Genomic DNA, 23,630 nt, shown 5'->3' with positions numbered 1-23,630 from the left:
TAAAAAATAGACCAACTGTCTTCTAAGGTGTCACAATGCATATATTATTAACGGGTGGAACAGGTCTTATAGGCAAGCATTTGTGCCCATTTCTTTTGAACCATCATAAAGTGACGGTTCTTACTCGTAACCCTATCCAAGCGGCCGTCTTGCTTACTCACCAAGTTGTGGCTGTTAAGTCATTAGACGAGGTCGATTTTGAACAGGTAGACGCAATCATTAATCTAGCAGGTGAGCCTATTGTTAATAAGCGCTGGAGTGATTCACAAAAACGAGAATTATTAGACAGTCGTATTAAGCTGACCCAACAAATCACAAAAAAAATCAACCGCTGCAATTCACCACCACACACTTTTATTTCTGGCAGTGCGATTGGCTTTTATGGTCGACAAGGCGATTGCAAAATAGATGAAAGCTTTAATGACATATACCCCGAGTTTAGCCACGTACTATGCCGAGATTGGGAGCACGCCGCAACCAAAGCTGAGTCAGAGAAAACGCGCGTGTGTCTACTCAGAACTGGCGTGGTGTTATCAAAACATGGCGGTGCGCTCGATAAAATGTTACCCGCTTTCAAATTTGGTCTTGGCGGCCCTATAGGTCATGGTAAGCAAGGCATGTCTTGGATACATATAGATGATATGATCCAACTCATTTTATTTGTACTTTCTCATCAAGACATCTGTGGCCCTATCAATGCAACAGCGCCTAACCCTGTTGATAATAATGAGTTTAGTCAAACCTTGGGTTCCGTTATTTCAAGACCAGCAATGCTAAGAATGCCTGCTTGGGTTTTAAAGCTAATGATGGGCGAAATGTCTGATTTATTACTTCATGGACAATTCGTGATCCCTGATAAACTTTTAAAACATAATTATCGTTTTCATTATCCAGAACTTAAACCAGCATTAGAGAGTTTAAGGCTTTAAGTAAAAATCATTAGTTGATTTAATCAGTGTGGTACATAATAATTAATTATGTCGTAAAGTGGAATTAGGGATATTCATGGTGGACTTACCCACCATAATCAGCATTTCGGTATTACTGAATGTGGTTATTGGTGCCTTCTTATTGTCTCTGTATTTTTTGAGACAGCAACAAAGCTATTTGTATTGGGGAAGTTCGTGCCTGATTTTTGTATTAGCCCAAATTACAGCCACCTCACGTGTGTTTATTGACCTTCCAATTTTGACACACTTTATAGCCAATTTACTTATAATAGCCGCTCCACTAGCTGCAGTCTTAGGTATTCATGCCTATAACAATAGAGAAAAATACTACTTAAAACGTTGCTTATATCTTCTTCTAGCTACTGCAATGCTGTTATTTCCCATGTTTCAACTTGGTTTTGATCAATTTGTCACGACTGCAATTCTTGCCTTTAGTTTTCTCTACGCAGCGAATACTTTACGTAGACTAAATGTTGAGCGAATTATCCACTTGGTGCTCTTGCAGCTATGCTTTTTCATTCACAGCGCCATCATGTTTGTTCAATTTGGTCTTTTAGTGATGGAGCACTTTAACTACATAAAAGCAGACATATCACAAGTGTTTGCCATTATTCTAATTAGCCATATCATCATCACTACACTTACAGCAATGATCTGGCCATTACTCATGTTTTTAGAATCAGAACAAGTACTCAGTGATCTTGCTAATCGAGATTCATTAACTGGATTACTCAATAGACGAGCTTTTATAACTATTAGCAATAACTATTTGGAACAAGCAAACAATAGTCTCAGTGAATTATGCGCAGTCATGATTGATATAGATTTTTTCAAAAGAGTAAACGACAAGTATGGCCACGAAACTGGGGATGAGGCATTAAAGTGGGTCGCAAATAAAATAAAATCACAACTTAGAGAACACGACTTAGTAGCACGAATTGGTGGAGAAGAATTTGCAGTTATACTTCCAAGCACTAACCAATTACAGGGTGAAAACTTATCAGAACGAATTCGCTTAGCCATCAATAACGACTATTTTACTTTCAATGATCAACGCATAAAATTAACCATCAGCGTGGGCATAATCACCCATCAGTCAGGAAGCAATAATATAAACGAGTTACTTGCCCAAGCAGATAAAGGACTTTACAAAGCAAAAGTAAACGGTAGAAATCAAGTCGTTACTATGGCTTTTTAAAAATACTTCACGCTAAGCTTGTATTCAATGTACTTAATTCATTATTGACCCAGTTTTTGTCTAAACATTGCTCAAGGTTAAGCTCTGCGAACTTTAAGAAGCTACGAGCAGCATGAGAAAGATGACGATCAGTTCGCACCACGAAGTACCAGTGACTAGCAAGCTGAACATCAACTACATCAAGGATGCAAAAAGAGCTATCGTTTGTTGGCAATACATGGCGTGATACCACACCAAGCCCCATGCCAGAGCCTACAGCGACTCTAATCGCTTCGTTACTAGCCATTTGCACTGTATTACTCAACACTAAGCCACGACTTTGCAGCTCACTCTCAAATAGCATTCTAGTTGCAGAACCAGGCTCACGTAATAAAAAACGCTCCTTCATTAACTCTTTTAAAGTCACTTGCTGTTGCTGAGCAAGTGGATGGTGCATAGGAGCAATAAAAACAAGTGGATTTTGCAAAAATCGCCCAGCCTTTGCATGTTCTAGTGACGGCGGGTGACTAAATACATAAATGTCATCTTCTCCCCTTTCAAATCGAGCAAGTACTTCTGCCCTATTACCAATTTCCAGCGGTAATTCTACGTGAGGATGTAAATTACTGTATGGGCCCAGTAACTTAGGTAAAATATATTGTGCAGTGTTTACAATGGCTATTTTGCAACGCCCTCGCTCTCCTCCTCTAAGCTCAACTAAATAATCTTGATAATCATCGAATTGTCCAAATACTTGTAGGCACGTTTGATAAAGCGCGAAGCCCGCTTCAGTAATATGAATTTTTTGCTGATTAACAATAATTAAAGGTTCACTAATACTTTCTTGTAAACGCTTAATTTGTTGAGAAACCGTCGGCTGTGTTAAATGTAACTGCCTTGCTGTTTCACTGATCGAACGAGTTTTAACAACTTGCATAAACACTTCTAATAGCCGAAAAGAAATATGTCTTAGATCCATAATCACCACCCATAGATAAAAACCTATAAGATACTAGCATTTATTTAATTATTTACTATGCTTCTTTTTGTTTAAAATGACGACATTTTAAATTCAAAGGAGAATAAAGTGCCTGATATTGTTGTAATGTTTTTTATTTTGGGTCTAGCTGCAGGGTTATTGCGCTCAGATCTTAAAATTCCACAAGCAACTTACGAAACGCTGAGCCTACTGCTCATGCTAACAATTGGTTTAAAAGGTGGCATGGTGCTGCACGGCAGCTTGCATTGGAAATTACTGCCTGAAATGGGCGCGGTGATGCTTCTCGGTGCAGGTATTCCTCTTCTTGTTTATCCTATATTAAATAAATTGCTTGGTTTATCAGTAGCAAATAGTTCAAGTATTGCAGCACACTATGGTTCAGTAAGTGCCGGTACATTTGCTGTTGCTTTGGCTTATGCTGAGTCAAATGCTTTAGATGTTGGCGCTGAAGTAACACTGTATCTAGTCATGTTAGAACTGCCAGCAATTATTGTCGGTCTGCTGCTATTTCGCAGCCTTGGTAATGGCTCAAGTAAACATTTATCACTTAAAGCACTGTGGCATGAAACATTAACAAACAAAAGCGTCATCTTGTTAGTCGGTGGCGTAATAATCGGCATGATGTATGGCACTCAACAAGGTAGTCAAGTAACCAGTTTATTAACCAACAGTTTCAAAGTCGTACTGGCATTGTTTTTACTTGAAATGGGCTTAATGGCAGCTCAAACACTACGCCCTATCCCATGGCATCACTGGCGCTTAGCACTTTTTGCTCTTATTACTCCTAGTATTCTTGGCGCGATTGGAGTCGGTGTCGGAACCCTTTTACAGCTGGAACTTGGTTCAGTTGTTATATTGGCAAGCTTAGTAGCAAGTGCATCATATATTGCCGCACCAGCAGCCATCAAAGCAGCTATCCCAGAGGCTGACATTGGGTTGGCTATGCTCTGCTCCTTGGGCATAACTTTCCCATTTAATGTATTAGTTGGTATTGGCTTGTATCACCATATGGCATTAAATATCTGATAAACGTGCACTTTATGAATGCGGTTTCAGAAAAAGTCGTTTACTATTGGTAGAAAATAATGTGCAAGGATATGCCATGTTCGATCAAGAGTTAAATTCTGAGCAGCAACATATAAGTGCAATTTTTCAACGCTTATGCGAAGTATACCAAGTAACCAATAACACTGAGCTTGAGCAAGCTTTAGCTCTCACTCAAGGCTATAGCAAAGAATGTATTCAAAGCGCTATTGTCCCATATGAAGTGATTGATAAAGCGAGTAAACACGCTCAGGTTAGTTTTGATTATCTACTAAGTGGTAACCAAGATAATTTAATTAAACTAGAAGGCCCATTGTTACAGGCAATTAATAATGGGCTTTTAAAAAGTATCAAAAAAATGTCAATAGCGGGGTTAATCAAGGGTGAAAACCAAACTCAAGATGCACTCAAACAGCTAGCTGATATTCAAGTTAAACAGATAAAAAATGAACTAAAACTACAAAGCCAGATAAAATAATCTGGCTTTTAATTTTTTCCTTTATAGAGCTTGTTGTAGATCTCAGAAATATTATTTTGTTCATCGTAATACTTCTGCAACTCACCTAAAGATAGCTCTTTTAATTGCTGGTTTTTAAGATCAGTTGCTTCTACCCACTGAAACTTTTGAAGGCTTGTACTGTTATCCATCAGGCTACATATTTCGTTTTTCAGAGCCTCCGCCCTATTAAACAGTTTTATGGCTTTGTTGATATCCGTTTCTTGCTCTGCCTGTAGCGTACACCACACCACCTCAACAGATTTGCTTCTGATTTGTTCTTCAAAAATATTTTTGCGTGCTATCAGCCACGTGCTTACAGCTAGCAAAACAGCTAATACAACAATGGCTATGTAAATTAGTTCAAGCATGACGATCCCTCGGTAAACTAAATGTTACTATACACCCAAACTTAGTGCGCAAAACATCAGGAAAAAGCATTAATATTAATAGTATGGAACTGATATATTTCGAATAATCCGTGTTAAATTTTTGTATGAAATGGCCAGCTTGGGCTCAGTAAAAGCTTTAATTTTGTTTTAAGTAGTCCAGGAAATAACATTACGATAGCAAGGGTAAAACTGATATACAGTACGATAAAGCTGTAAATGTAATGTATGTAGGCATGTTCAGATTGAATATCTAACACAACAAACTTAAACCAAAGAATAAAGTGAGCTAATGAGAGAACTACTGTTAGCTTAATTACACAGAAAAATAATAACCCAAATTTATAGCTAAATTTTTCATGAAGTTTTGAAAGCACATACATGCTAAACAAAGAGGTTGCACTTAAACCGAGGTAAACATTCTGAACATTATCAACAGCATGATTATCTTGAATGTAAGTTAATGCATATTCCATTAATAATGTGGTGACCATATATTTGGTAACAACAACAGCAATAGTTAAAAAATCGCTAAATAGTTCATTATCTTTCAATGCCCGCAACATTGACAGTATGAGGGCTAAAAGGTAAGACAATGATATAATTACTTGATAAGAAAACACTTCTTTGTTTTCACTAGCCAGTAATGCTTTATTGTATAATTCTGCTAAATATTCAAACATAGTTTACCCTTCACAACAAACAGTAGGATATTACTATGTAGTAAAAAAAACCAGCTGTTTAAGCTGGTTATTCTGAATAGTCTATTGTTTAGTTAGGTTTTTTTTCTTTGACGATTACTATTCCACCAGAGCCTTGTAATTCTTCTTTTTTCTTCTCTCTGATGATTACTATACCGCCTGATCCTTGTAATTTTGTCGTATCAAAGCTTGAAGCTGGAGTTGCGTCGAATGCTAAAGTAGATAGTAATAAAGCTGATAAAGTCATTTTTTTGTTCCTTCATTGTTAAAGATAGTTTTCGTTAGCAAATACCGAGCCACAGAATACAAAACAGCTCAAAAACTAACGACACCTCACTATATAAGCATAAAATTTAACCGCAAGGCCATTTTTTATACAGCTCGTGTTTATAAAAGTTACACTAAACAGCCACATTACGTTTTACTCTATAAACTAGCTAGGCTCTATGCCATAATTCTGACAATTCAGAAAACAACTCAAAACGGCTCGACGCTTAGCAAGGTTTAATGCATGGCATATCCAGAACAACAACAACCAACAATTTACTGGCACGACTACGAAACATTTGGCGCAAGCCCGCAAAAAGATCGTCCAAGTCAGTTTGCTGGCATTCGTACCGATCTTGATTTAAATATTATTGGTGAACCGTTAATTGAGTATTGCAAGCCGGCGGCTGATTACTTACCCCACCCCGAAGCATGTTTAATAACAGGTATTACCCCGCAAATTGCGATGCAAAAAGGCTTAGTTGAAGCTGAGTTTATGGAAAAAATCCATGCTGAATTTAGCCAACCTAACACCTGTGTAGCGGGCTATAACAGTATTCGCTTTGATGATGAAGTCACACGTTACAGCTTATATCGTAACTTTTATGACCCATACGAGCGTGAATACAAAAACAATAATAGCCGCTGGGATATTATTGATTTAGTCCGAGCATGTTATGCACTGCGCCCAGAAGGTATTGAATGGCCGCTTAAAGAAGACGGTACACCAAGCTTTAAACTCGAACACTTAACCGTTGCCAATGGCATTGAACATGCAGCCGCTCACGATGCACTAAGTGATGTAACAGCTACTATTGCACTGGCAAAATTAATAAAAGAAAAGCAACCAAAGTTGTATCAGTTTTTCTTTAGCTTACGTTCTAAAAAAGCACTGGCAGATTTAGTTGATGTGTTTAACATGACACCACTGGTGCACACTTCATCACGAATTCCGGCAAATCAAGGCTGCACCAGCTGGATTGCACCAATGAGCTTTCATCCAGTTAATAAAAACGCCATTATTTGCTTTAATTTAACTGAAGATCCGCAAGTCTTATTAGATTTATCTGTTGAAGAGCTACGCACGCGCCTTTATACAAAACACAGCGATCTTGGCGAAGACGAAGCACCAGTAGGCCTTAAACTAGTGCATTTAAATAAGTGCCCTATTCTTGCGCCAGCAAAAACCTTGTTACCAGAGAACGCGGCGCGATTAGGTATTGACCGCGAAAAATGTTTACAAAATCTCGCTATTTTAAAAGCCAACACAGAACTTCGCGACAAAGTAACCGAAGTATTTAACGAACAGCGTGATTACGGCGAAACTACCAACCCTGACTATCAACTCTATGACGGTTTTACCAGCCATGCTGATAAAGCTAAATTTGCCATTATTCGAGATGCAAGCCCTGAGCAATTAGCCACAATGCAGCTTGATTTTGATGATAAAAAGTTTGCTACCTTGTTATTCAGATACCGTGCTAGAAACTGGCCACACACGCTTAGCCAAGACGAACTGGCAAAATGGCGCCAGTATTGCCAAAACAAGCTAATGCATGGCGAAGATAACCCTTCGATCAGTGGCCAAGATTTCATGATCACCCTTGAGAATCTGGCTCATGAAAATGATGATAACGAAAAAAATCTGCATATTTTAAAAGCGTTATACAATTATGCACAAAGCATGTAATAAAAAACGCGACAATAATTGTCGCGTTTTTTATTGATATTACTTTTTATGTAGCGCTTCAATACGCGCTAATAAACTTGAGGTGTCGTAGCGGCCGCCACCTAAAGCTTGTACATCGGCGTAATATTGATCAACTGTTGCCGTCATCGGCAAAGTTGCGCCGTTTGCCTTTGCCTCATCCAAAGCGATGCCTAAATCTTTACGCATCCAATCAACAGCAAAACCAAATTCGTATTCACCAGCCCACATTGTCTTGTAGCGGTTTTCCATCTGCCATGAACCTGCAGCACCTTTCGAGATGGTTTCAATCACTTTTTCACCATCTAGGCCCGCTTTTTTTGCAAAGTGTAACCCCTCAGCTAAGCCCTGCACCACACCAGCAATACAAATTTGATTTACCATTTTACAAAGTTGACCAGAGCCTACTTCACCTAATAATTGGCTAAAACGGCTAAACGCAGCCATTACAGGTTGAACAACATTAAAATCAGCTTCGTCGCCACCGACCATCACAGTTAATACGCCATTTTCTGCACCCGCTTGGCCGCCAGAAACAGGGGCATCTAAAAATGCAATACCTTGTAGTTTTGCCTGAGCGCCTACTTCACGTGCCACCTCAGCAGAGGTCGTGGTGTGGTCAACTAAATAGCTGCCCTCATGCATGCTTGCCAGTACACCATTTTCACCATAAACAACTGAGCGTAAATCATCATCATTGCCTACACACATGAAAACGATATCAGCCCCTTTAGCGGCTTCACTTGGCGTTTCACAATAATTACCTTGATACTCTGAAACCCACTTTTGCGCTTTAGCCGTTGTGCGATTGTAAACTGTCACGGTGTGACCTGCGTTGGCAAGGTGACCCGCCATTGGGTAACCCATTACACCTAATCCGATGAAGGCGACTTTCATTGACATAAAACTGACCTATTTGAGTGATAAATTAGTAATAATTTCATTATCTCAACCGAATAACTAAAAAGCGAATGAAAAAAAGTTCATTTAAACCGTTCAAAAACACACAGGTAAAACATGGATAGTATATATCGTTTCAATGCCCAGCTTGCATCTGGTGAAAACTTTAGCCTTGAATCGTTACAAGGTAAAACAGCGCTTATTGTCAATATAGCCAGCAAATGTAATTTTTCAGTGCAAATGGCAAGCCTTGAAAAGCTGTATCAGGACTATAAACAGCTAGGATTTACCGTACTCGGTTTTGCCTGTAATCAATTTGGCCACAATGAACCGCTTGATGGCAATGAGCTACAAGCCTTTTATCAGCAACACTTTGATGTTAGCTTTCCCATTTTTAACAAAGTGTTAGTGAACGGCCCAGAGGCCCATCCTTTATTTAATTATTTAAAATGTCATACCCGTGGAATAGCACAAAACCGCGCAATTAAATGGAATTTCACCAAATTTCTTATAAACTCAGAGGGTCAACTCGTTGCGCGATATGCCCCGCGCACCAAACCCGAAACCCTCAAAATGGTGATAGAGAGTAATTTAAATGATGAAACTGGCCTTATTCAGTGCGCAAAAGTATGAGCAACCGTTTTTTGAAAGGAATCTAACTGAATACGCTGAGTCTGTTTCGCTCAGTTATTTTGAGCAATCCTTAAACAGCAATACCACACCCCTTTGCCAAGGCTTTGATGCTGTGTGCGTGTTTGTTAACGATACAGTCAACAAACACGTCATTGCCGATATGGCTGCCCTAGGCATAAAGGCAATCTTATTACGCTGTGCAGGCTTTAATAATGTTGATCTTGATGCTGCCAAAGAGCATAACATCAAGGTTTGCCGTGTGCCCGCTTATAGCCCAGAAGCCGTGGCAGAGCATTGTATTGCCCTTATGCTAACGCTCAACCGAAAAACCCATAAAGCCTTTAACCGAGTACGTGAAGGTAACTTTGATTTAAACGGCTTGCTAGGCTTTAACTTATTCAAAAAAACCATCGGGATTATAGGCTGTGGCAAAATCGGCCTAGCACTGGTAAATATCTTAAATGGCTTTGGGGCGAAAGTACTCGTTTGTGACCCAATGGCTGGTGAAGGCCCTTACACCCTATGTGATTTAGACACATTACTCACACAAAGTGATGTCATCTCATTGCACTGCCCGCTCAACGAGCATACCCATCATTTAATTGATGCTAGCGCATTTAAGAAGATGAAAGACGGTGTCATGCTGATTAACACCTCTCGTGGTGCACTTCTCGATACCCAAGCCTGTATACAAGCGCTTAAGTCTAGAAAGCTGGGACACTTAGGGCTTGATGTGTATGAGCAAGAGTCAGAGTTATTCTTTAAAGATCACCGTGAAGAAATCATGCAAGACGATATTTTTTCACGCCTTATTAGCTTTTCGAATGTGTTAGTCACAGGCCACCAAGGCTTCTTCACCCAAGAAGCACTTAGCGAAATAGCCTGCACTACATTGCAAAGCGCCAATGAAATAAGCCAAGGTTTACCATTAACTAACGAAGTTATTTAAAGCAAGCGCACCTTAAATTAAAAAAGGCGTGAGGTTTAAACCCAATCCGTTCAGTAAATCTGCTGCTAGTGACTTAATATTTAATTAAAAAGCGCCATAATTGAGTTAGTTAACTTAATCATGGTGCTTTTTTGTGGGATAGAAATCTAGCCAGATGGACTGGCCTTCCTTCACTGAACCGTATATAGAATTGCAAGTAAGCTGTTGTAAAATTACTAAATGCTAGAGCGACTAGATAAACCCCGAGTAATCAAGTACTCCCCTGAAAGGTAGCTGGAATATCCAGTTGCAACACTGCCTGAACCAGCAAAATTGGTAGCGGCAATATCAAACATATCCATTTACGATGAAAAGCACCAAGCTAGCTTGCACGCTGTCGGTTGATTGTTTATTTACGCGAGAAGAAGCGCTAGCCTTTTGGAACAGTCTCATTCTTCAGCAACGTACGCTATCGAACATGGAATGGCTTCGCACTAGTAATGCAACTAGGGCTAGCTAAAAGGCCTGTAACTGCAGAAAAGATTATGTAATTCGGTAAATATAATAAAAATAGAATTGGTTGGATAAGAGATTGAAATCATTTGGTTGAATAGTGAAAAGACTCTAGATGAGTCTTATTCAGAACAAGGTACGATGAAAACTATTCAAAACTTATTGGGAAATTCGTGGGTATATATATACTTTTTCAGATGGAAAAACTTCCGATTGTTCATGAGTTCACCCTTCAGGGGAAACACATATAAACATTGGGAGATATCGACTCTTCCGATAAAGATACCGCGTTTGTATTATTATTCATAGGTTCATTGATGTCAGTTCAATTTATCTTGCAAAGAAAAAGCAATCCTAAATTAAATAGACAAAAATTGTTTACTTAATTTGGCCGAGAAAGCGTCTAAGATCTTTGCTTCTAAAGCTTCCAAAATTTTCTTGGGTGAAGCTACTAGTACCAAACCAACGCCTTTTCACTAGGTTAAAATTGATCGCCATATCTTCGTTATCGTGAACCAAAAATTCTAGATCGTAAGTATCTGCCTTTGTTCTTATTCTGATAAATACTTTTTCATATGGAGATGGACTTCTAGTAAACATGGCAGAGCGTGAGTTTTTAAGCGAATGCAAAAACTCCTGAAGTATTTTATCTGGAATATTGAACTGCTGTCTTTCCTGCCCAATGTTTGTATCCCATTTTGAAATTGATTCAATCTCTTGAACTGTTAGTAGAGACAGTTCTTTTAAAATATCTTCACCTGTGGATTGGGACTCGTATGAACTATACCAACCGTAGAGAATATAGAGGGGAATAGCTACAGCAAGGATTTTTTTAATAAAGCTTTTATCCATATTTCCTCTGTTGGCTAATAAGAAATGTGTTAAGCACTGCCGAATTTAAGTGGTTAGCATTGAGTATTTTTTAATTAAAAAACTGTATCACTTCTTATTATAGCGACATCAAAACATGTCAAAAATGCACGAAAACAACTACAACTCCTTTGTTGATTTGCGAGTTGAAGTTGCTTTAGCTGGATTAGCTAATAGTGCAGCACCATTTTAACTGAGCGGCTTAGGTTTAAACCCTACGCCTTTTACTTTTCCCTTGAAACTAGAGACTAGTAACTCAAGTTTCTATTTCAACAACGCCACGTTCACAAAAACCGCCGTCATTAATAGCGGACAAACAAAGCGAATATACTGGGCAAACCAATAATGGGGGCCGCTAGATACTTGATGCAATTTATTACCACGCTGCCATAACCAGCCAACAGTAATGAAGTAGAACAGTCCCATTAAAGGTAATTGGTACTGTGTAAGCACCATAATCACTAAGCCAAATAACCAGTCAAAGTTTAAGATGATAAGTGATGAAGCGATAAAGACGACTAGCGTTACAAATAAAGTCGCTTTTTTTCGCTCAATACTGTGATTCTCAACTAAAAATGCCACTGGAATTTCGGTCGATGAGATGGTTGATGTCACTGAGGCAATCGACATTAATACAAAGAATAATAAGCCAACGAGTAAACCCACTTGGCCCATAGTGCTAAACAGCTCAGGTAAAATCGCAAATATTAACTGCCCTTCACCAACCAATTTACCACCGCTAAATACCTCTACACCGTTATGCTGAGCAACAAAAATAGCCGGAATAATCAATAAACCTGCTAAAAAGGCCACACCGGTATCAAGTAGAGCTACAGTGCCAGTTAATCTAGGTAGGTTCGCATCTGGTTTTAAATAAGAGCCATAAACCATCATACATCCTACACCTAACGACAATGAAAAGAACGCTTGCCCCATTGCCGCAATAATTAAGTTTGCATCAAGAATTTGACTAAAATCTGGTACTAAGTAGGCTGCAAAACCATCCATCGCACCATCAAGTGTGGCGATATAAGCAATTAACGCCACTAATAACACTAGCAATAATGGCATTAAGCGGCGTGACCAAGTTTCGATACCTGATTTAACGCCTTTTAAAATAATACTCGCAGTAAGAATAAGCATCAGCGGTGTAAACACAAAGTTGCGTGCCATGGAGTCGCTGTGCAAAAAGTTACTTAACTCAGTAAAACCAAAGAAGTTTGCGATTGGCTCAAGGGCATAAGCGAGCATCCAGCCTGCGACAATCGAATAAAAGCTTAGCATTACAATCGCACCAAACAAGCCAATATAGCCTGCTGCAGCGCCTACTTTAGGCGCTGTATCTTGCCATGCATTTGATAATGCTTTTACAGGATTAGCTTGTGCTTGATGACCTAAATATAGCTCAGTATAAAGAGCCGGAAGCGCTAATAAGAAAATAACAATAAAATAAACAAGTAAGAATGCACCGCCGCCATGGTTTGCCGCTTGTGTTGGAAAGCCCCAAATATTACCTAACCCTACCGCCGCACCAGAAGCTGCTAAAACGAAACCTAATCGACTTTGAAAGCCGTCACGAACTTGTGCCATACACCTACAAATCTGTTATTATTTTTCCTCATTAAACCATAATTACAGTCAACTGCGTAAACTATTTGCGTTTGTTCGTGCCTATAAATGTGCATCTGCTGTAAAAATAAACAAAACTAAATACGAGCCTTCGTGTAAGCGTTAAACCATGAGCTGTCACTACTTTTCGAATACTCTTATCATCGAGCAGCAAAGCCAATCAACGGCCAAAAAAATTATGCTGATGGATGCAGCACGTATTGATGTTGCAAGTTTACCCGTTGATAAATTACTCAGTGAGTTTGAATTAAGTGTGCTTGAAAAACGCAAAGTCCCTGCTGCCAAGCAAGAGTACTTAGCGACTCGCTTAACGTTAAAATATTTGTATCAACACGCTTACCCTAATGACGATTTAGCCCTCAATGAAATATCGAGCCAGTTTGATGACAAAGACAGCAAGCTAAAGCTACATACCCCGGTTAGAGAACCTGTGTGGACCTGTTTATCTCATTCAAATGGTTTAATCGGTGCAGCTCTTAACCCAGAGCAGCAGCTATTTGGTTTTGATATTGAACAAAGCAGCAAGCCTCGCCCTTTTATCAAACTTGCAAAGCATTTTTATCATCAAGATGAAGTTGACTTAATTAGCCGTTTTGACACTCCCGATGAGCAGGCACAGTGCTTTTTTAGAATCTGGACATTAAAAGAAGCGCTTGCCAAAGCAAGTGCACAGCCAATTGCGAAACTACTTGCTCCTAATGTATTTGAAGAATTGAGCAAACATAATTTCAGCGCGAATAGTAACTCTATTGAAGGCTTTGATATAAGTGTTGTGGCACAAAAAAGCACTGACTGGCAGTGCTCTTTTATTAACTTTAACGAGTTACGCCGCGACTTGGCTTTCTAATAGTCGGCTATGAATAGCCTGCACGACTTCATCTGACTCGCTTTGCTCAACTAAGAAGCACAAGTTATGTTTACTTGCACCGTGGCAAATTAAACGAATATTAAAGTCACTTAATACCTGCATTAAGTTCATTTCTTGCTGACGTAATTGAATTTCAGAACCAATTAAAGCCACCAGCGTCAAGTTGTTCTCAACCGATACATGACAAAACTCAGAAAGCTTATCTAAACAGGCTTGATCAAGCTCAGGACGTGATGCATTTGGCGCGTTATCTAAAGTAATTGCAACACTGATCTCTGAGGTAGTAACCAAATCAACCGAAATATTAAACTCACTTAAAATGGTGAATACACGTGCTAAGAAACCACTCGCAAGAAGCATTTCTGGGCTTTTAACGGTTAATAGAATTTGGTTTTTACGCTGCGTTACTGCACGAATACCCGGTTGCTGAGACTTTTCTTTTTCAATCCATGTACCGCCTAATTGCGGCTCACGGCTTGAACCAACAAACACACTAATATGGCTACGGCTCGCTGGTAAGATAGTTGCAGGATGCAGCACTTTTGCTCCAAACGTGGCCATTTCTGCCGCTTCATCAAAGCTTAAGCGAGCAATTGGGCTTGCTTTGGCGCATAAACGCGGATCAGTACTGAAAATACCCACAACATCGGTCCAAATATGCACGCTTTTTGCGTTAATTGCTTCAGCGAGTAATGCAGCACTGTAATCTGAACCACCACGCCCTAAAGTCGTTGTTTGATTATGTTCATTGCTACCAATAAAGCCTTGAGTTACCACAACTTGCTCATCAAGTAGCGGCACTAAATGCTCTTTAGCAGCCGCAGCGGTTGCTGCAACATTAGGTGTTGCTTTAGCAAATTGGCTATCTGTTTTTAGCACCTTACGTACATCAAAACGCACCGCATCAAGACCTTGACCACGTAATACTTTAGTGAACAAATACGATGATAAACGCTCACCAAAGCTCAGTAGCTCATCTTGCTCAGCTGCTGACTTAACCCCTTCTGATGCCAAAGTTTGAAAAGCCTTAAGCGTTTCATTAAAGCCATGTGCTAAATCAGCATCGAGCGACAGCTCTGCCAAAATTGCTTCTTGAATGGCGACTACGCCGGTAATGTGCTCATCACGCTCAACCGCGCTCAAATCACGTTTACACAATGCAACTAAATGGTTTGTCACGCCAGCACTGGCACTCACAGCAACAATACGTACTTGGTTATCAGCACAAACGATTTCTGCGCAGCGGCTCATAGCATCAAAGTTAGCTACACTGGTACCGCCAAATTTTGCAACAACGTAATCTGATTTTGTATTGGCGGCTAATTGGGTATTCATGTCGTCTCCTTTTGTGGAAAACTATCCACAGTAAATCAAGAAGAACTCGGCAAGGGGGTGCTTTGAAAATAAAGAGTAGTCCATGCCAGAAGCTCTCCACCTAGTTTGGTGACAGTTTTGAGGATTCAGCCCCATAAACCGAAAAATAACCGTGACGTCCGGATAATTTTCTCGGCGAGTACTTCCCTCATTAATGGTCATCGGCGTTCGTCACCTCACATTAACTACCTAAGTATCGCACCTCTTCTGAATGTTAAGTTAACACCTGGTTAAAATAACAAAGCCTGCTGTTAAAAGCAGGCTTCGAAAGTTAACGTTTAGACGTCTAGCTGTCAAGTTGTTTTATGAAATTAAACTGCCCGCTAAGTGCGAACCGTAATAACCTACTGTGTATGAAATCAATAAATACACCGACATTCTTAGGTAACTCATAAATGTAAGCGCTTTTACTTTACTCATAGCGATAATACCCGCCGCAGAACCGATAATAAGCATTGAGCCACCTACCCCTGTTGCGTAAGTAAATGATAGCCATTGCTGTGGACTCATCACAATATCTGCTTTTAAGAGTGCTGCAGTTAAAGGTACGTTATCTACCGCCGCCGATAATAGCCCCATTAAGTAATTGGCATATTCAGGCGCCATCAATTCATAAAGGTTAGTAAATTTAGCAAGCATGCCAACTTCTTTTAATGCGCCAACCAGCAATAACACACCCACAAAGAACAATAAGGTGTCGTACTCAATTTCACGAATATAATCGATGATTTTTTTGTTCACATCTTTTTTGCGCATTAAAAATTGCGCAACCAAAAACATCAGTGATAAACCAAATAAAAAGGTTAATAGCGGTGGCACACTATAAAGTACGCTTAAAGTTAACGTGGCTATGATGGTCGAGAAGAAGATAACCGCAATGGTAATATCGGTTTTTTCTATACGACGAGCTGTTTGCTTTTCAAATACCACATTACCCGACATACCCACCGATAACATTGCCGCTAACAATGCAACACTTGCAAGTGCAGGTACAATTAATAATAACAAGTTAGCAATGGTGACTTTTTCGTCTAAGAAAATCATTAGCGTTGTAACATCACCCGTGATCAACGACACCCCACCCGAGTTAACACTGAATACAATTAAGGTTGCGTATTTTATTAATTTTTTAGGATCTAACTTCAGTGACATCACTACCGCAAGCGAGATTAAAGTTGCGGTTATGTTGTCTGATATCGATGAAAATAAAAACGCAAAACCACCAATCAAAAACATCAGCTTTCGTTCACTGATTTGATTTGGCATAATTTTATGCACAATATTCTGGATAAAGCCTTTAGAGTTTAAATACGCTACAAAGGTCATCGCAGCCATTAAAAATAGCCACAAAGTCGCGATTTCTAATATATTGTGATCCAGTTGATGTTGTATGGTTTCTGGGCTTTGCCCATGAATCGGAGAGATAAATAAGATAATCCAGCATAAAGTACCAAAAAAAAGCGTCGTTTTGGCCTTGTTAACATGGATAATATCCTCTATAACGATAAGCAAAAATGCCACCGCTATCAGGGTTAGGATAAGTGGGGTTACCATGGTGTTTGAACAACCTTTATAATAATGTAAAAATTGTAAGACGAGTGTTTCGGCGCGGATTCTAGCAGCATCGACAGCATAAAACTATTCTCAATTACATAATTTACTACTAATCGCTAACACCAAAGTCTGAATTTACTGGAGCCTTATGATCCCAGCTAAAAAGTTATTAAATACCCTTACAGAGCATTGGGGGGTGTTAGAATTATTATTTAAACGTTTTAAAATGGCTGATTTCAGCTTGAAAGACGTACAAAATGCGATAAAACAAAAACAACCCACTTGGTCAAATGAACGCATTTATAAAGAAACAAATCGTTTATTGAATCAAGACATCATTATTCCACTGGCTAAGTCATCGCAGTTAGAAATCAACCGCGCGATCGCCGATTTTGCAACTTTCTTGCTACAAGAAGAGCACCTAGGTCTTGCCCAAGAAATTAGTGTGCTCGTTGATGACCTTGCTCGCCTTGGTAACCGCCTTGCTAAAGCGGGTGAAATTGAAGATTACGACGAGCTACGCCGCTTTAGCCGCATTATGGATGATCGGGTTCGCAAAATAATGAAATTGTTTGCCCATAATGAAAACGCAATTTTAAATATTGTTGAGCAAGCCAAAGCTAACAATGCAGTGCAATCTTTGCAAAAGCGCTATCAAGCAGTCATTGAAGCGTTCGATGAATACATTGAACCTATGCTTGAAATGGTTGATATTCGTGGTGATTTTCATGCTTGCTTTCACACCATCGAATCGCAAATTAGCACGCAAATAGAGCAAATTGACCGCCTAGGTAAGTCATATCAAGACAAGCGCATGCTTGAACAATTACGTACCCGTATTTTAGAAATGCATTTAATTGGTCGTGAAAGCTTACGTAAAAGCGCCGATATGCTGATGCCGCTGCGTGAAGAATTACGCCGCAATAACCTAATTACTCGCCAAGCGGCTAAAGTGCTTGGTTTAGTGCGTAAAAATGGCGTCGATAACATGTTAAGTGCGGTACAGCCTAATTTTGTTTCCGACGCACAGCGTTTTTCACTTGGTCAGCAACGTCATATCGTGGCCTATATGGCAGGCTTAGTCGATTTTGAGCACGATGAATATCAGCTTCCTGAACAGGATGATGTACCTGCGTATCAAAGTCCGCATATTCCTGATTACAACGATGTTAAAACCCAATTTAGAAAACGCTTTAAAAAAGCCAGCAAAAAAGCTCAGCCACTCCTTAGTTTTTTAGATGAAAGCTACCCTGATCTAGAGGCTGACGAAATGCTGTTCTTGTATCAAAAACTAATTAGCGATGGCGACCTTGAGATAAGCCAAAGCCAAGAGAAAGTAAAAATAAAAATTGCCCAGCAACACTTCTCTCTTTACCCATTTAACTCATCGATTGCTGACGATAAAAAAGCAACAGAGCAATAACCATGACAGATATTAATTTAGATGATTTAACGCATCTGCAAGCTATTAATAAAAAGCTCACATCAGGCTACCACATTAGTGAGCAAGACACGCTTATGTGGCAAGAGCTTGACCAACACATTGATGCTTATCGCGCGTTATTTAACGCCCTTGGCCATGACCTACAACACGATAGCCGTGGCTTTTACTATTTTGGCAGCGACGAAAGCACCCCAAACATGGGTAAAATTTCGCGTGCCATTGCCCTGACTATCTACATCTTGATTGAGCACTATGCCAATACGGGTAAAGATCCAATGCGTGCCTTGTTTGATGAAGTAAACGACCTAGAACTGATGCAAACCTTAGTGCAAATCAACAAGCACCTGTTTGATCAATTAGAAATCTTCTCAGGCTCAGATTTACGCAAAGACGTTTACCTGCGAATGGTACGTTTAGGTCTTGCGCGCGAAGTAGAAAACGGCTTTATGCTGCAAGCGCCAATTTATCGTTATATCGATGCATTAATGGAAGTAAACGAAGAAACCTACTTAGGAGATGACGAATAATGCAAAGCCAAAGCCTTTACGGACTCAGCAAACTTGCGCTTTTAAATACCGCAGGCTATGCAAAATGCGTGATCCCGCTGGATAAAAGTAGCTCAATCTGTGCGCCAAATAATACCGGTAAAAGCTCGGTGATTAATGCTCTGCAATTTCCACTCATTAATGATTTACGTTTAACAGAATGGGATGGCCACGATTTAGACGAAACCCGAAAGTTCTACTTTTCGTCAGATCAATCCTATATTTTACTTGAAGCTGACTTACCTAATGGTCCTGTGGTGATTGGTGTTGCCGGCCTTGGTAAAATTGCCGGATATGCGCATCAGTTTTTTTGCTACCAAGGTAAGTTAAACCTAGAGCACTACACCCAAGGCAAGACCATTGTAAAATTCACCAAGCTCTTTAATCACTTAAAAGAGCAAGGTTTCAATCCAATTGAATTAAAAGCGCAAGAATTAAACGCCCTGCTCACTGGCGGCGCAACTCCGTTTGATGGCGATATCAACTTAAAGATGATCCCCCTCAATAACGTGCAAGACTCAGCGATTTACAAAGAAATTTTCCGCCGTATTCTTAACTTGCATAAGTTAGGTGCCAGTGATGTTAAGCGCTTTATGCTACGTGTATTTGAGCGTCATATGTCAAACTCACGGGTCGACTTTTATGAAGTGTGGCGACGTTCATTTGATAAAGTGAATCGCGCTAAACGTGAATTAAAAGCCCTTGAGTCAATGCAAGAGCCAATCGCAGCTCTTGAGTCTATGCTTGAAAACCAAACAGTTTTAAAAGGTAAGCTTGCTGCCTATGCGCCAAAAATTGACCAAGCACTGATTGACTTTGAAACCTATCAACAAGAGCAACTATCTGAGCTAAACATTGCCCTTGAAGATATCGAACTCGAAAAGCATGAGTTCGAACAAAAGCAGCAGCTGTATATTCAGCAATCGCGTGATATTGAACGTAAACAAACACAAATTGAACAATGGTTTTTAGACTATCGAGCGCTTAAATCTGAGTTTGAATTGGTGAATAAAGCCACCTTAAAAGTAAGCCTTACGCAACTTAAGCAAGATTATGAATCGCTATCGCATTCATTAAGCAGTGCCCAAGGTCAAAGCTTACACACCCTTGATTACCGCATTAGCGAAACACAAAAGCAAATTAAGAGCTTAAAACTGCAGTTAAAGAACCTCGAGTTCAATTTATTCACCCGTATGCGTGAAGATTTATCTTTGAAAGAAGTTGAAGAGATTTCGCGTATTCTAAACCCAGATATCTTATCGTTTGCCACCACCAGCAATGGTGATGTTGAGATCACAGACGAAGATGCCTTTGGTGAGTTTTTAGAGCAGTTATCGGCCAATGTTAAAGGCGGTGTACTGACTCTTCCTGGCGCGACGATTAAACTTAAAAAGCTAAGTCCTGTGCAGATGCAAACGGGCGAAAATAAAGAGCAATTAACCGCGCAACTCGCTGCTCTTGAAAACTCACTGAAAGAGTTTAAACAGCAGCGTGAAGTCGCTGCGAATGTCGCCGAAAAGCAAAAAGAAAAAGATGCCCTATATGATGAGCTAATGGCCTCTGAAGAAGCATTAAAACGCTTTGAACAATTTGAAGTGATGCTGCAATCTGTCGATGCACAAACTCTACTAAAAGAGCAATTAAATGCAGAGCGCGAACAAGTTGACGACTATCTGCAAGACATTCAAAAGAACAGTGGTTCAATCAGCGACCGTCGCTCAATTATTAAATCGAAAAAAGATCTGCTTGCGCGTCAAGCTGACCGTTTACGCCAAGTTAAATCAGAACGTATTGATCACACTCTTGATTTTTATTCAGGCAAAGTGACGCCATACATGATTGAGATCAGTATTGATTTTGATAATTTAAGCGATCTCATTCATCACTTTAACAAAGACTGCCAAGAACTACGCAACTTTGATATCAACGTACGTAACACCTACATGCATATTTATAATGCGGGTATTACTAAGTTTGATAACGAAAACGATGAGTTTACTAAATACGAAAAGCTTATTAGCGCGTTTCATAACATTGATAACGAGCGCGATGCTGTTGAGCGTCAAGGCCGAGTTGCGTTAACCGAAGTAGCCGCCACCATTAAAGGTTTGCGCGAAGACCTAGATCGCCTACGCCGCGAAATGAATAGCTTTAATAAAGGCATTAGTCAGCATCGGATCTCTAACCTTCAAGCATTCAAAATTAATGTTATTCCGCGCAAGATGTTAGTTGATAGCATTGATACCATTATCAGTACCTCAAACCAGTTTGAGCAAGGCGATACCCTAGACCTATTAAGCCAAGAGCCTTACAGCGAGTCTGCGGTAAACGAAGCGAAAGATCATTTAATTAAACTTGCCTCAGAAAAAGCAGGTTTAACACTGACCGACTTATTTGATATTCGTTTTGAAGTAGTAAATCGTGCCGGTGAAACTGAACACTTCGAAAAAATAGACTCAGCCGGCTCTAACGGTACTCGTATCACCATTAAGCTACTTTGTGGCATGCTGTTTATTCGTTATTTATTAAGTGATCAAGAGCAAAACCTGTATCGTATTCCGATTTATATCGATGAAGCAGCTGATATCGACCCACAAAACCAAAAAGCAATTATCGAAACAGCTCTTAGCTTTGGCTTTGTGCCGATTTTTGCCTCAGTTAAACCACAAGTCAGCTGTGATTACATCGTCCCAATTCGTACAGTGAAAGATGGTGCGCAAAACTGGGTTGATGAAAAAGACTGGATAGAAGTTGAACACAGTGCTTAATTGCAAAAATTAATCATTGCTTTAGTCAAGGATGGTTATACCCAAGCCACCTCAAGATGCAGCATTCAGCGTTTCACAGGTGCTTAATATCAAGGCGTTACTTTGCAACAATGGCAGTCCTTTTAAGAAGTAACAACGATGAGAGTAAGTGCCTGAGAAGCGCCCAAAGGGTTGGTTTAAAAGCGATTTATACTGCGTTATTGATTTTAACAATAGAACCACTATTACTTGCAATCAATGCCTTGCCTAAATCACTTTTAATCCCAACTGAAACTCGCACCTTGAGGTGGTTTGGGTATTTATTACAAACTATTACTGACTCTTTTGTAAATTTACCGTAAATCATTTAGTTGAATTATTACTGTTTTATGTTATTAATTTAAATGATGGAAATTTTGCCAAGGAGCAATCAAGATGAAAAACTTATTAATCGCATCAACAGTGTTACTTTTAGCGGCCTGTGCTAAGACACCTAGTTTGGATTACGACAAATCAGCAGATTTTAGTAATTATAAAACCTTCTCATGGGTACCTAATGCTAGCCTAACTGAAAACGTAGTAAACTATCAAATTAGCCCTTTAACGGAAAAACGTGTGCGTGAGGCCGTAAATGCTCAGCTTGAAAAAAATGGCATGAAGTTAGTTGATATGGCACAAGCTGATGTACTTTTAAACTACCATGCCTCGGTTGATACCAAAATTAATGTTCAAACAATGAACATGGGGTATAACTATTGGGGTGTTGGCCACAATACGTATACTGTTACGAATGAATATGATGTTGGCACATTGATTTTAGATGTTGTTGACAAATCATCAAATCAACTTGTTTGGCGTGGAGCTAAAGAAGGTCGTTTAAAAAAGAAACAGTCGCCACAAGAGCGCACTGATGCAATCGTAGATACAGTTGCAGACATTCTTAGTAGCTTCCCACCACAAAAAACTGATAACATCTAAATTCTGTTTTAGTTGAAAAACCGTGCGCCTAGCACGGTTTTTTATTGTCGTTTAAAAAGTTCACCTTTTTCTCCTACATTGTGCTTTATAAGTCAAAATAACTATAAATAATTCGCAAAACTTTCTGGACGAAAGAGCTAGATAGAGCTCAAGCACAGCATTTAATCCGAAAATTAATCATTGATTCAGTCAAGGATAATTATGTTTACAAACTATTACAGTACTTTTTTGTAAATGTGCCATAGTTTTTAAATAATCATTCCGTTGAATTATTTTTATGTTATGTTATCAATCAAGTAGTGGAAATTTGCCAAGGAGCAAACAATATGAAGAACTTATTAATCGCGACGGCTGTATTATTTTTAGCGGCCTGTGCTAAAACGCCTGACTGGGATTACGACAAATCAGCAGATTTTAGTAATTATAAAACCTTCTCTTGGGTACCTAATGCGAGCTTAACTAAAAACGTAGCGAACTACCAAATTAGTCCTTTAATGGAAAAACGTGTGCGTGAAGCCGTTAATGCTGAACTTGAAAAAAGCGGTATGAAGCTTGTTGATATGGCACAAGCAGATGTACTGATTAACTATCATGCATCAGTTGATACAAAAATTGATGTAGATACCTTCAACGTAGGTTACGGCGCACGCTGGAATTACTGGGGCATGGGTTATAACACGCAAACAACGACTCGCGAATACGAAGTGGGTACATTAATTTTAGACGTAGTTGACCGCGCTTCTAACCAGTTAGTTTGGCGTGGCGCTAAAGAAGGTCGCTTGCAAAAGAATCAATCACCTGAAAAGCGCACTGAAGTTATCAATGAAACCGTTGCTAACATTCTAAGTAACTTCCCACCGCAATCTATTAATCAAAACTAAACACCTTGTTAGTAAAAAGACCGCGCAATTAGCG

General features: G+C 39.5%; 22 protein-coding genes and 1 riboswitch. Of the genes, 13 read left to right on the top strand and 9 right to left on the bottom strand.

The annotated features are described in order from the left end of the window. Positions 1-35 precede the first annotated feature (35 nt). The gene (locus AAEU31_RS18090) at positions 36-929 is read left to right on the top strand and encodes a TIGR01777 family oxidoreductase (protein WP_135924284.1); all 894 of its coding nucleotides are present in this window, start codon (positions 36-38) and stop codon (positions 927-929) included. A 76-nt stretch (positions 930-1,005) separates the two neighbouring features. Further along, complete coding sequence (locus AAEU31_RS18085) at positions 1,006-2,148, top strand: GGDEF domain-containing protein (RefSeq protein ID WP_421967946.1); 1,143 nt, start codon at positions 1,006-1,008, stop codon at positions 2,146-2,148. Positions 2,149-2,155: 7 nt separating this feature from the next. Here the strand turns inward: AAEU31_RS18085 and AAEU31_RS18080 are convergent, their stop codons facing one another. After that, on the bottom strand, positions 2,156-3,106 hold the full coding sequence (locus AAEU31_RS18080; protein WP_135924282.1) for a LysR family transcriptional regulator: 951 nt from the start codon (positions 3,104-3,106) through the stop codon (positions 2,156-2,158). A 108-nt stretch (positions 3,107-3,214) separates the two neighbouring features. Here AAEU31_RS18080 and AAEU31_RS18075 point away from each other — a divergent pair, with 108 nt between their 5' ends. After that, on the top strand, positions 3,215-4,153 hold the full coding sequence (locus AAEU31_RS18075; protein ID WP_135924281.1) for a sodium-dependent bicarbonate transport family permease: 939 nt from the start codon (positions 3,215-3,217) through the stop codon (positions 4,151-4,153). A 76-nt stretch (positions 4,154-4,229) separates the two neighbouring features. Beyond that, the gene (locus tag AAEU31_RS18070; RefSeq protein WP_421967945.1) at positions 4,230-4,649 is read left to right on the top strand and encodes a hypothetical protein; all 420 of its coding nucleotides are present in this window, start codon (positions 4,230-4,232) and stop codon (positions 4,647-4,649) included. Between the two features lie 8 nt (positions 4,650-4,657). Here AAEU31_RS18070 and AAEU31_RS18065 read toward each other — a convergent pair whose 3' ends face one another. From AAEU31_RS18065 to AAEU31_RS18055, 3 genes are all read right to left on the bottom strand, one after another. After that, positions 4,658-5,038 carry a hypothetical protein gene (locus tag AAEU31_RS18065; RefSeq protein WP_135924279.1) on the bottom strand — a complete coding sequence of 127 codons (381 nt, stop codon included), beginning with the start codon at positions 5,036-5,038 and terminating at the stop codon, positions 4,658-4,660. A 113-nt stretch (positions 5,039-5,151) separates the two neighbouring features. Then, complete coding sequence (locus tag AAEU31_RS18060; protein WP_421967944.1) at positions 5,152-5,739, bottom strand: hypothetical protein; 588 nt, start codon at positions 5,737-5,739, stop codon at positions 5,152-5,154. Between the two features lie 88 nt (positions 5,740-5,827). Further along, positions 5,828-6,004 (bottom strand): hypothetical protein, encoded by a 177-nt coding sequence (locus AAEU31_RS18055; RefSeq protein ID WP_295510473.1) that lies wholly within the window; start codon positions 6,002-6,004, stop codon positions 5,828-5,830. A 264-nt stretch (positions 6,005-6,268) separates the two neighbouring features. On the opposite strand from AAEU31_RS18055, the gene sbcB reads away from it, so the two are divergent. Further along, positions 6,269-7,714: an exodeoxyribonuclease I gene (gene sbcB, locus AAEU31_RS18050; RefSeq protein ID WP_421967943.1), complete on the top strand. Its 1,446-nt coding sequence runs from the start codon at positions 6,269-6,271 to the stop codon at positions 7,712-7,714. 39 nt (positions 7,715-7,753) lie between these two features. Here sbcB and AAEU31_RS18045 read toward each other — a convergent pair whose 3' ends face one another. Beyond that, positions 7,754-8,635: an NAD(P)-dependent oxidoreductase gene (locus AAEU31_RS18045; RefSeq protein ID WP_421967942.1), complete on the bottom strand. Its 882-nt coding sequence runs from the start codon at positions 8,633-8,635 to the stop codon at positions 7,754-7,756. Between the two features lie 114 nt (positions 8,636-8,749). On the opposite strand from AAEU31_RS18045, the gene AAEU31_RS18040 reads away from it, so the two are divergent. Together AAEU31_RS18040 and AAEU31_RS18035 are read left to right on the top strand one after the other, a co-directional pair. Continuing rightward, entirely contained in the window at positions 8,750-9,265 is a 516-nt protein-coding gene (locus AAEU31_RS18040) for a glutathione peroxidase (protein ID WP_421967941.1), read from the top strand. Next, the gene (locus tag AAEU31_RS18035; RefSeq protein ID WP_421967964.1) at positions 9,231-10,214 is read left to right on the top strand and encodes a 2-hydroxyacid dehydrogenase; all 984 of its coding nucleotides are present in this window, start codon (positions 9,231-9,233) and stop codon (positions 10,212-10,214) included. Before AAEU31_RS18040 ends, AAEU31_RS18035 begins: the two co-directional genes overlap by 35 nt. A gap of 870 nt (positions 10,215-11,084) precedes the next feature. On the opposite strand, the gene AAEU31_RS18030 is transcribed toward AAEU31_RS18035, so the two are convergent. Both AAEU31_RS18030 and AAEU31_RS18025 read right to left on the bottom strand, forming a co-directional pair. Further along, complete coding sequence (locus AAEU31_RS18030; protein WP_421967940.1) at positions 11,085-11,558, bottom strand: hypothetical protein; 474 nt, start codon at positions 11,556-11,558, stop codon at positions 11,085-11,087. A gap of 282 nt (positions 11,559-11,840) precedes the next feature. Continuing rightward, positions 11,841-13,166 (bottom strand): sodium-dependent transporter, encoded by a 1,326-nt coding sequence (locus AAEU31_RS18025; protein WP_421967939.1) that lies wholly within the window; start codon positions 13,164-13,166, stop codon positions 11,841-11,843. A 148-nt stretch (positions 13,167-13,314) separates the two neighbouring features. On the opposite strand from AAEU31_RS18025, the gene AAEU31_RS18020 reads away from it, so the two are divergent. Then, on the top strand, positions 13,315-14,052 hold the full coding sequence (locus AAEU31_RS18020; protein WP_421967938.1) for a 4'-phosphopantetheinyl transferase family protein: 738 nt from the start codon (positions 13,315-13,317) through the stop codon (positions 14,050-14,052). Here the strand turns inward: AAEU31_RS18020 and lysC are convergent. Both lysC and nhaD read right to left on the bottom strand, forming a co-directional pair. After that, positions 14,029-15,408: a lysine-sensitive aspartokinase 3 gene (gene lysC, locus AAEU31_RS18015; protein ID WP_421967937.1), complete on the bottom strand. Its 1,380-nt coding sequence runs from the start codon at positions 15,406-15,408 to the stop codon at positions 14,029-14,031. The genes AAEU31_RS18020 and lysC overlap by 24 nt on opposite strands. Positions 15,409-15,489: 81 nt before the next feature. Further along, positions 15,490-15,662, bottom strand: a riboswitch (Lysine riboswitch). Between the two features lie 88 nt (positions 15,663-15,750). Beyond that, positions 15,751-17,001, bottom strand: coding sequence for a sodium:proton antiporter NhaD (nhaD, locus tag AAEU31_RS18010; RefSeq protein ID WP_421967936.1), 1,251 nt, complete (start codon positions 16,999-17,001; stop codon positions 15,751-15,753). Between the two features lie 148 nt (positions 17,002-17,149). On the opposite strand from nhaD, the gene AAEU31_RS18005 reads away from it, so the two are divergent. The 5 genes from AAEU31_RS18005 (at position 17,150) to AAEU31_RS17985 (ending at position 23,596) form a co-directional block, all read left to right on the top strand. After that, on the top strand, positions 17,150-18,424 hold the full coding sequence (locus AAEU31_RS18005; RefSeq protein ID WP_421967935.1) for an MksB family condensin complex protein: 1,275 nt from the start codon (positions 17,150-17,152) through the stop codon (positions 18,422-18,424). A gap of 2 nt (positions 18,425-18,426) precedes the next feature. After that, positions 18,427-18,972, top strand: coding sequence for a condensin complex protein MksE (locus tag AAEU31_RS18000; protein ID WP_063705788.1), 546 nt, complete (start codon positions 18,427-18,429; stop codon positions 18,970-18,972). After that, positions 18,972-21,758 (top strand): Mks condensin complex protein MksF, encoded by a 2,787-nt coding sequence (locus tag AAEU31_RS17995; protein WP_421967934.1) that lies wholly within the window; start codon positions 18,972-18,974, stop codon positions 21,756-21,758. The genes AAEU31_RS18000 and AAEU31_RS17995 overlap by 1 nt, the downstream gene beginning before the upstream one ends. Before the next feature lie 414 nt (positions 21,759-22,172). After that, positions 22,173-22,715, top strand: a complete 543-nt coding sequence (locus tag AAEU31_RS17990; protein WP_421967933.1) for a DUF4136 domain-containing protein — start codon at positions 22,173-22,175, stop codon at positions 22,713-22,715. Between the two features lie 326 nt (positions 22,716-23,041). Next, complete coding sequence (locus AAEU31_RS17985) at positions 23,042-23,596, top strand: DUF4136 domain-containing protein (RefSeq protein ID WP_135924267.1); 555 nt, start codon at positions 23,042-23,044, stop codon at positions 23,594-23,596. Positions 23,597-23,630 lie beyond the last annotated feature (34 nt).

The organism is Pseudoalteromonas thalassia (genome assembly GCF_049257215.1).
In the GTDB taxonomy this organism is placed as follows: Bacteria; Pseudomonadota; Gammaproteobacteria; order Enterobacterales; family Alteromonadaceae; genus Pseudoalteromonas; species Pseudoalteromonas lipolytica_C.
The sequence above is the reverse complement of the archived record's forward strand: the minus strand, read 5'-3'. Positions and strand labels throughout refer to the sequence as shown.

Excerpts from the sequence above, each read along its gene's own strand:
- AAEU31_RS17995 (WP_421967934.1), top strand. The coding sequence starts at position 18,972 with ATGCAAAGCCAAAGCCTTTACGGACTCAGCAAACTTGCGCTTTTAAAT.
- AAEU31_RS18005 (WP_421967935.1), top strand. The coding sequence starts at position 17,150 with ATGATCCCAGCTAAAAAGTTATTAAATACCCTTACAGAGCATTGGGGG.
- AAEU31_RS18090 (WP_135924284.1), top strand. The coding sequence starts at position 36 with ATGCATATATTATTAACGGGTGGAACAGGTCTTATAGGCAAGCATTTG.
- AAEU31_RS18055 (WP_295510473.1), bottom strand. The coding sequence starts at position 6,004 with ATGACTTTATCAGCTTTATTACTATCTACTTTAGCATTCGACGCAACT.
- AAEU31_RS18040 (WP_421967941.1), top strand. The coding sequence starts at position 8,750 with ATGGATAGTATATATCGTTTCAATGCCCAGCTTGCATCTGGTGAAAAC.
- lysC (WP_421967937.1), bottom strand. The coding sequence starts at position 15,408 with ATGAATACCCAATTAGCCGCCAATACAAAATCAGATTACGTTGTTGCA.
- AAEU31_RS18030 (WP_421967940.1), bottom strand. The coding sequence starts at position 11,558 with ATGGATAAAAGCTTTATTAAAAAAATCCTTGCTGTAGCTATTCCCCTC.
- AAEU31_RS18080 (WP_135924282.1), bottom strand. The coding sequence starts at position 3,106 with ATGGATCTAAGACATATTTCTTTTCGGCTATTAGAAGTGTTTATGCAA.
- sbcB (WP_421967943.1), top strand. The coding sequence starts at position 6,269 with ATGGCATATCCAGAACAACAACAACCAACAATTTACTGGCACGACTAC.
- AAEU31_RS18035 (WP_421967964.1), top strand. The coding sequence starts at position 9,231 with ATGAAACTGGCCTTATTCAGTGCGCAAAAGTATGAGCAACCGTTTTTT.
- AAEU31_RS18060 (WP_421967944.1), bottom strand. The coding sequence starts at position 5,739 with ATGTTTGAATATTTAGCAGAATTATACAATAAAGCATTACTGGCTAGT.
- AAEU31_RS18025 (WP_421967939.1), bottom strand. The coding sequence starts at position 13,166 with ATGGCACAAGTTCGTGACGGCTTTCAAAGTCGATTAGGTTTCGTTTTA.
- AAEU31_RS17990 (WP_421967933.1), top strand. The coding sequence starts at position 22,173 with ATGAAAAACTTATTAATCGCATCAACAGTGTTACTTTTAGCGGCCTGT.
- AAEU31_RS18085 (WP_421967946.1), top strand. The coding sequence starts at position 1,006 with ATGGTGGACTTACCCACCATAATCAGCATTTCGGTATTACTGAATGTG.
- AAEU31_RS18020 (WP_421967938.1), top strand. The coding sequence starts at position 13,315 with ATGAGCTGTCACTACTTTTCGAATACTCTTATCATCGAGCAGCAAAGC.
- AAEU31_RS18070 (WP_421967945.1), top strand. The coding sequence starts at position 4,230 with ATGTTCGATCAAGAGTTAAATTCTGAGCAGCAACATATAAGTGCAATT.
- AAEU31_RS18045 (WP_421967942.1), bottom strand. The coding sequence starts at position 8,635 with ATGTCAATGAAAGTCGCCTTCATCGGATTAGGTGTAATGGGTTACCCA.
- AAEU31_RS17985 (WP_135924267.1), top strand. The coding sequence starts at position 23,042 with ATGAAGAACTTATTAATCGCGACGGCTGTATTATTTTTAGCGGCCTGT.
- nhaD (WP_421967936.1), bottom strand. The coding sequence starts at position 17,001 with ATGGTAACCCCACTTATCCTAACCCTGATAGCGGTGGCATTTTTGCTT.
- AAEU31_RS18065 (WP_135924279.1), bottom strand. The coding sequence starts at position 5,038 with ATGCTTGAACTAATTTACATAGCCATTGTTGTATTAGCTGTTTTGCTA.
- AAEU31_RS18000 (WP_063705788.1), top strand. The coding sequence starts at position 18,427 with ATGACAGATATTAATTTAGATGATTTAACGCATCTGCAAGCTATTAAT.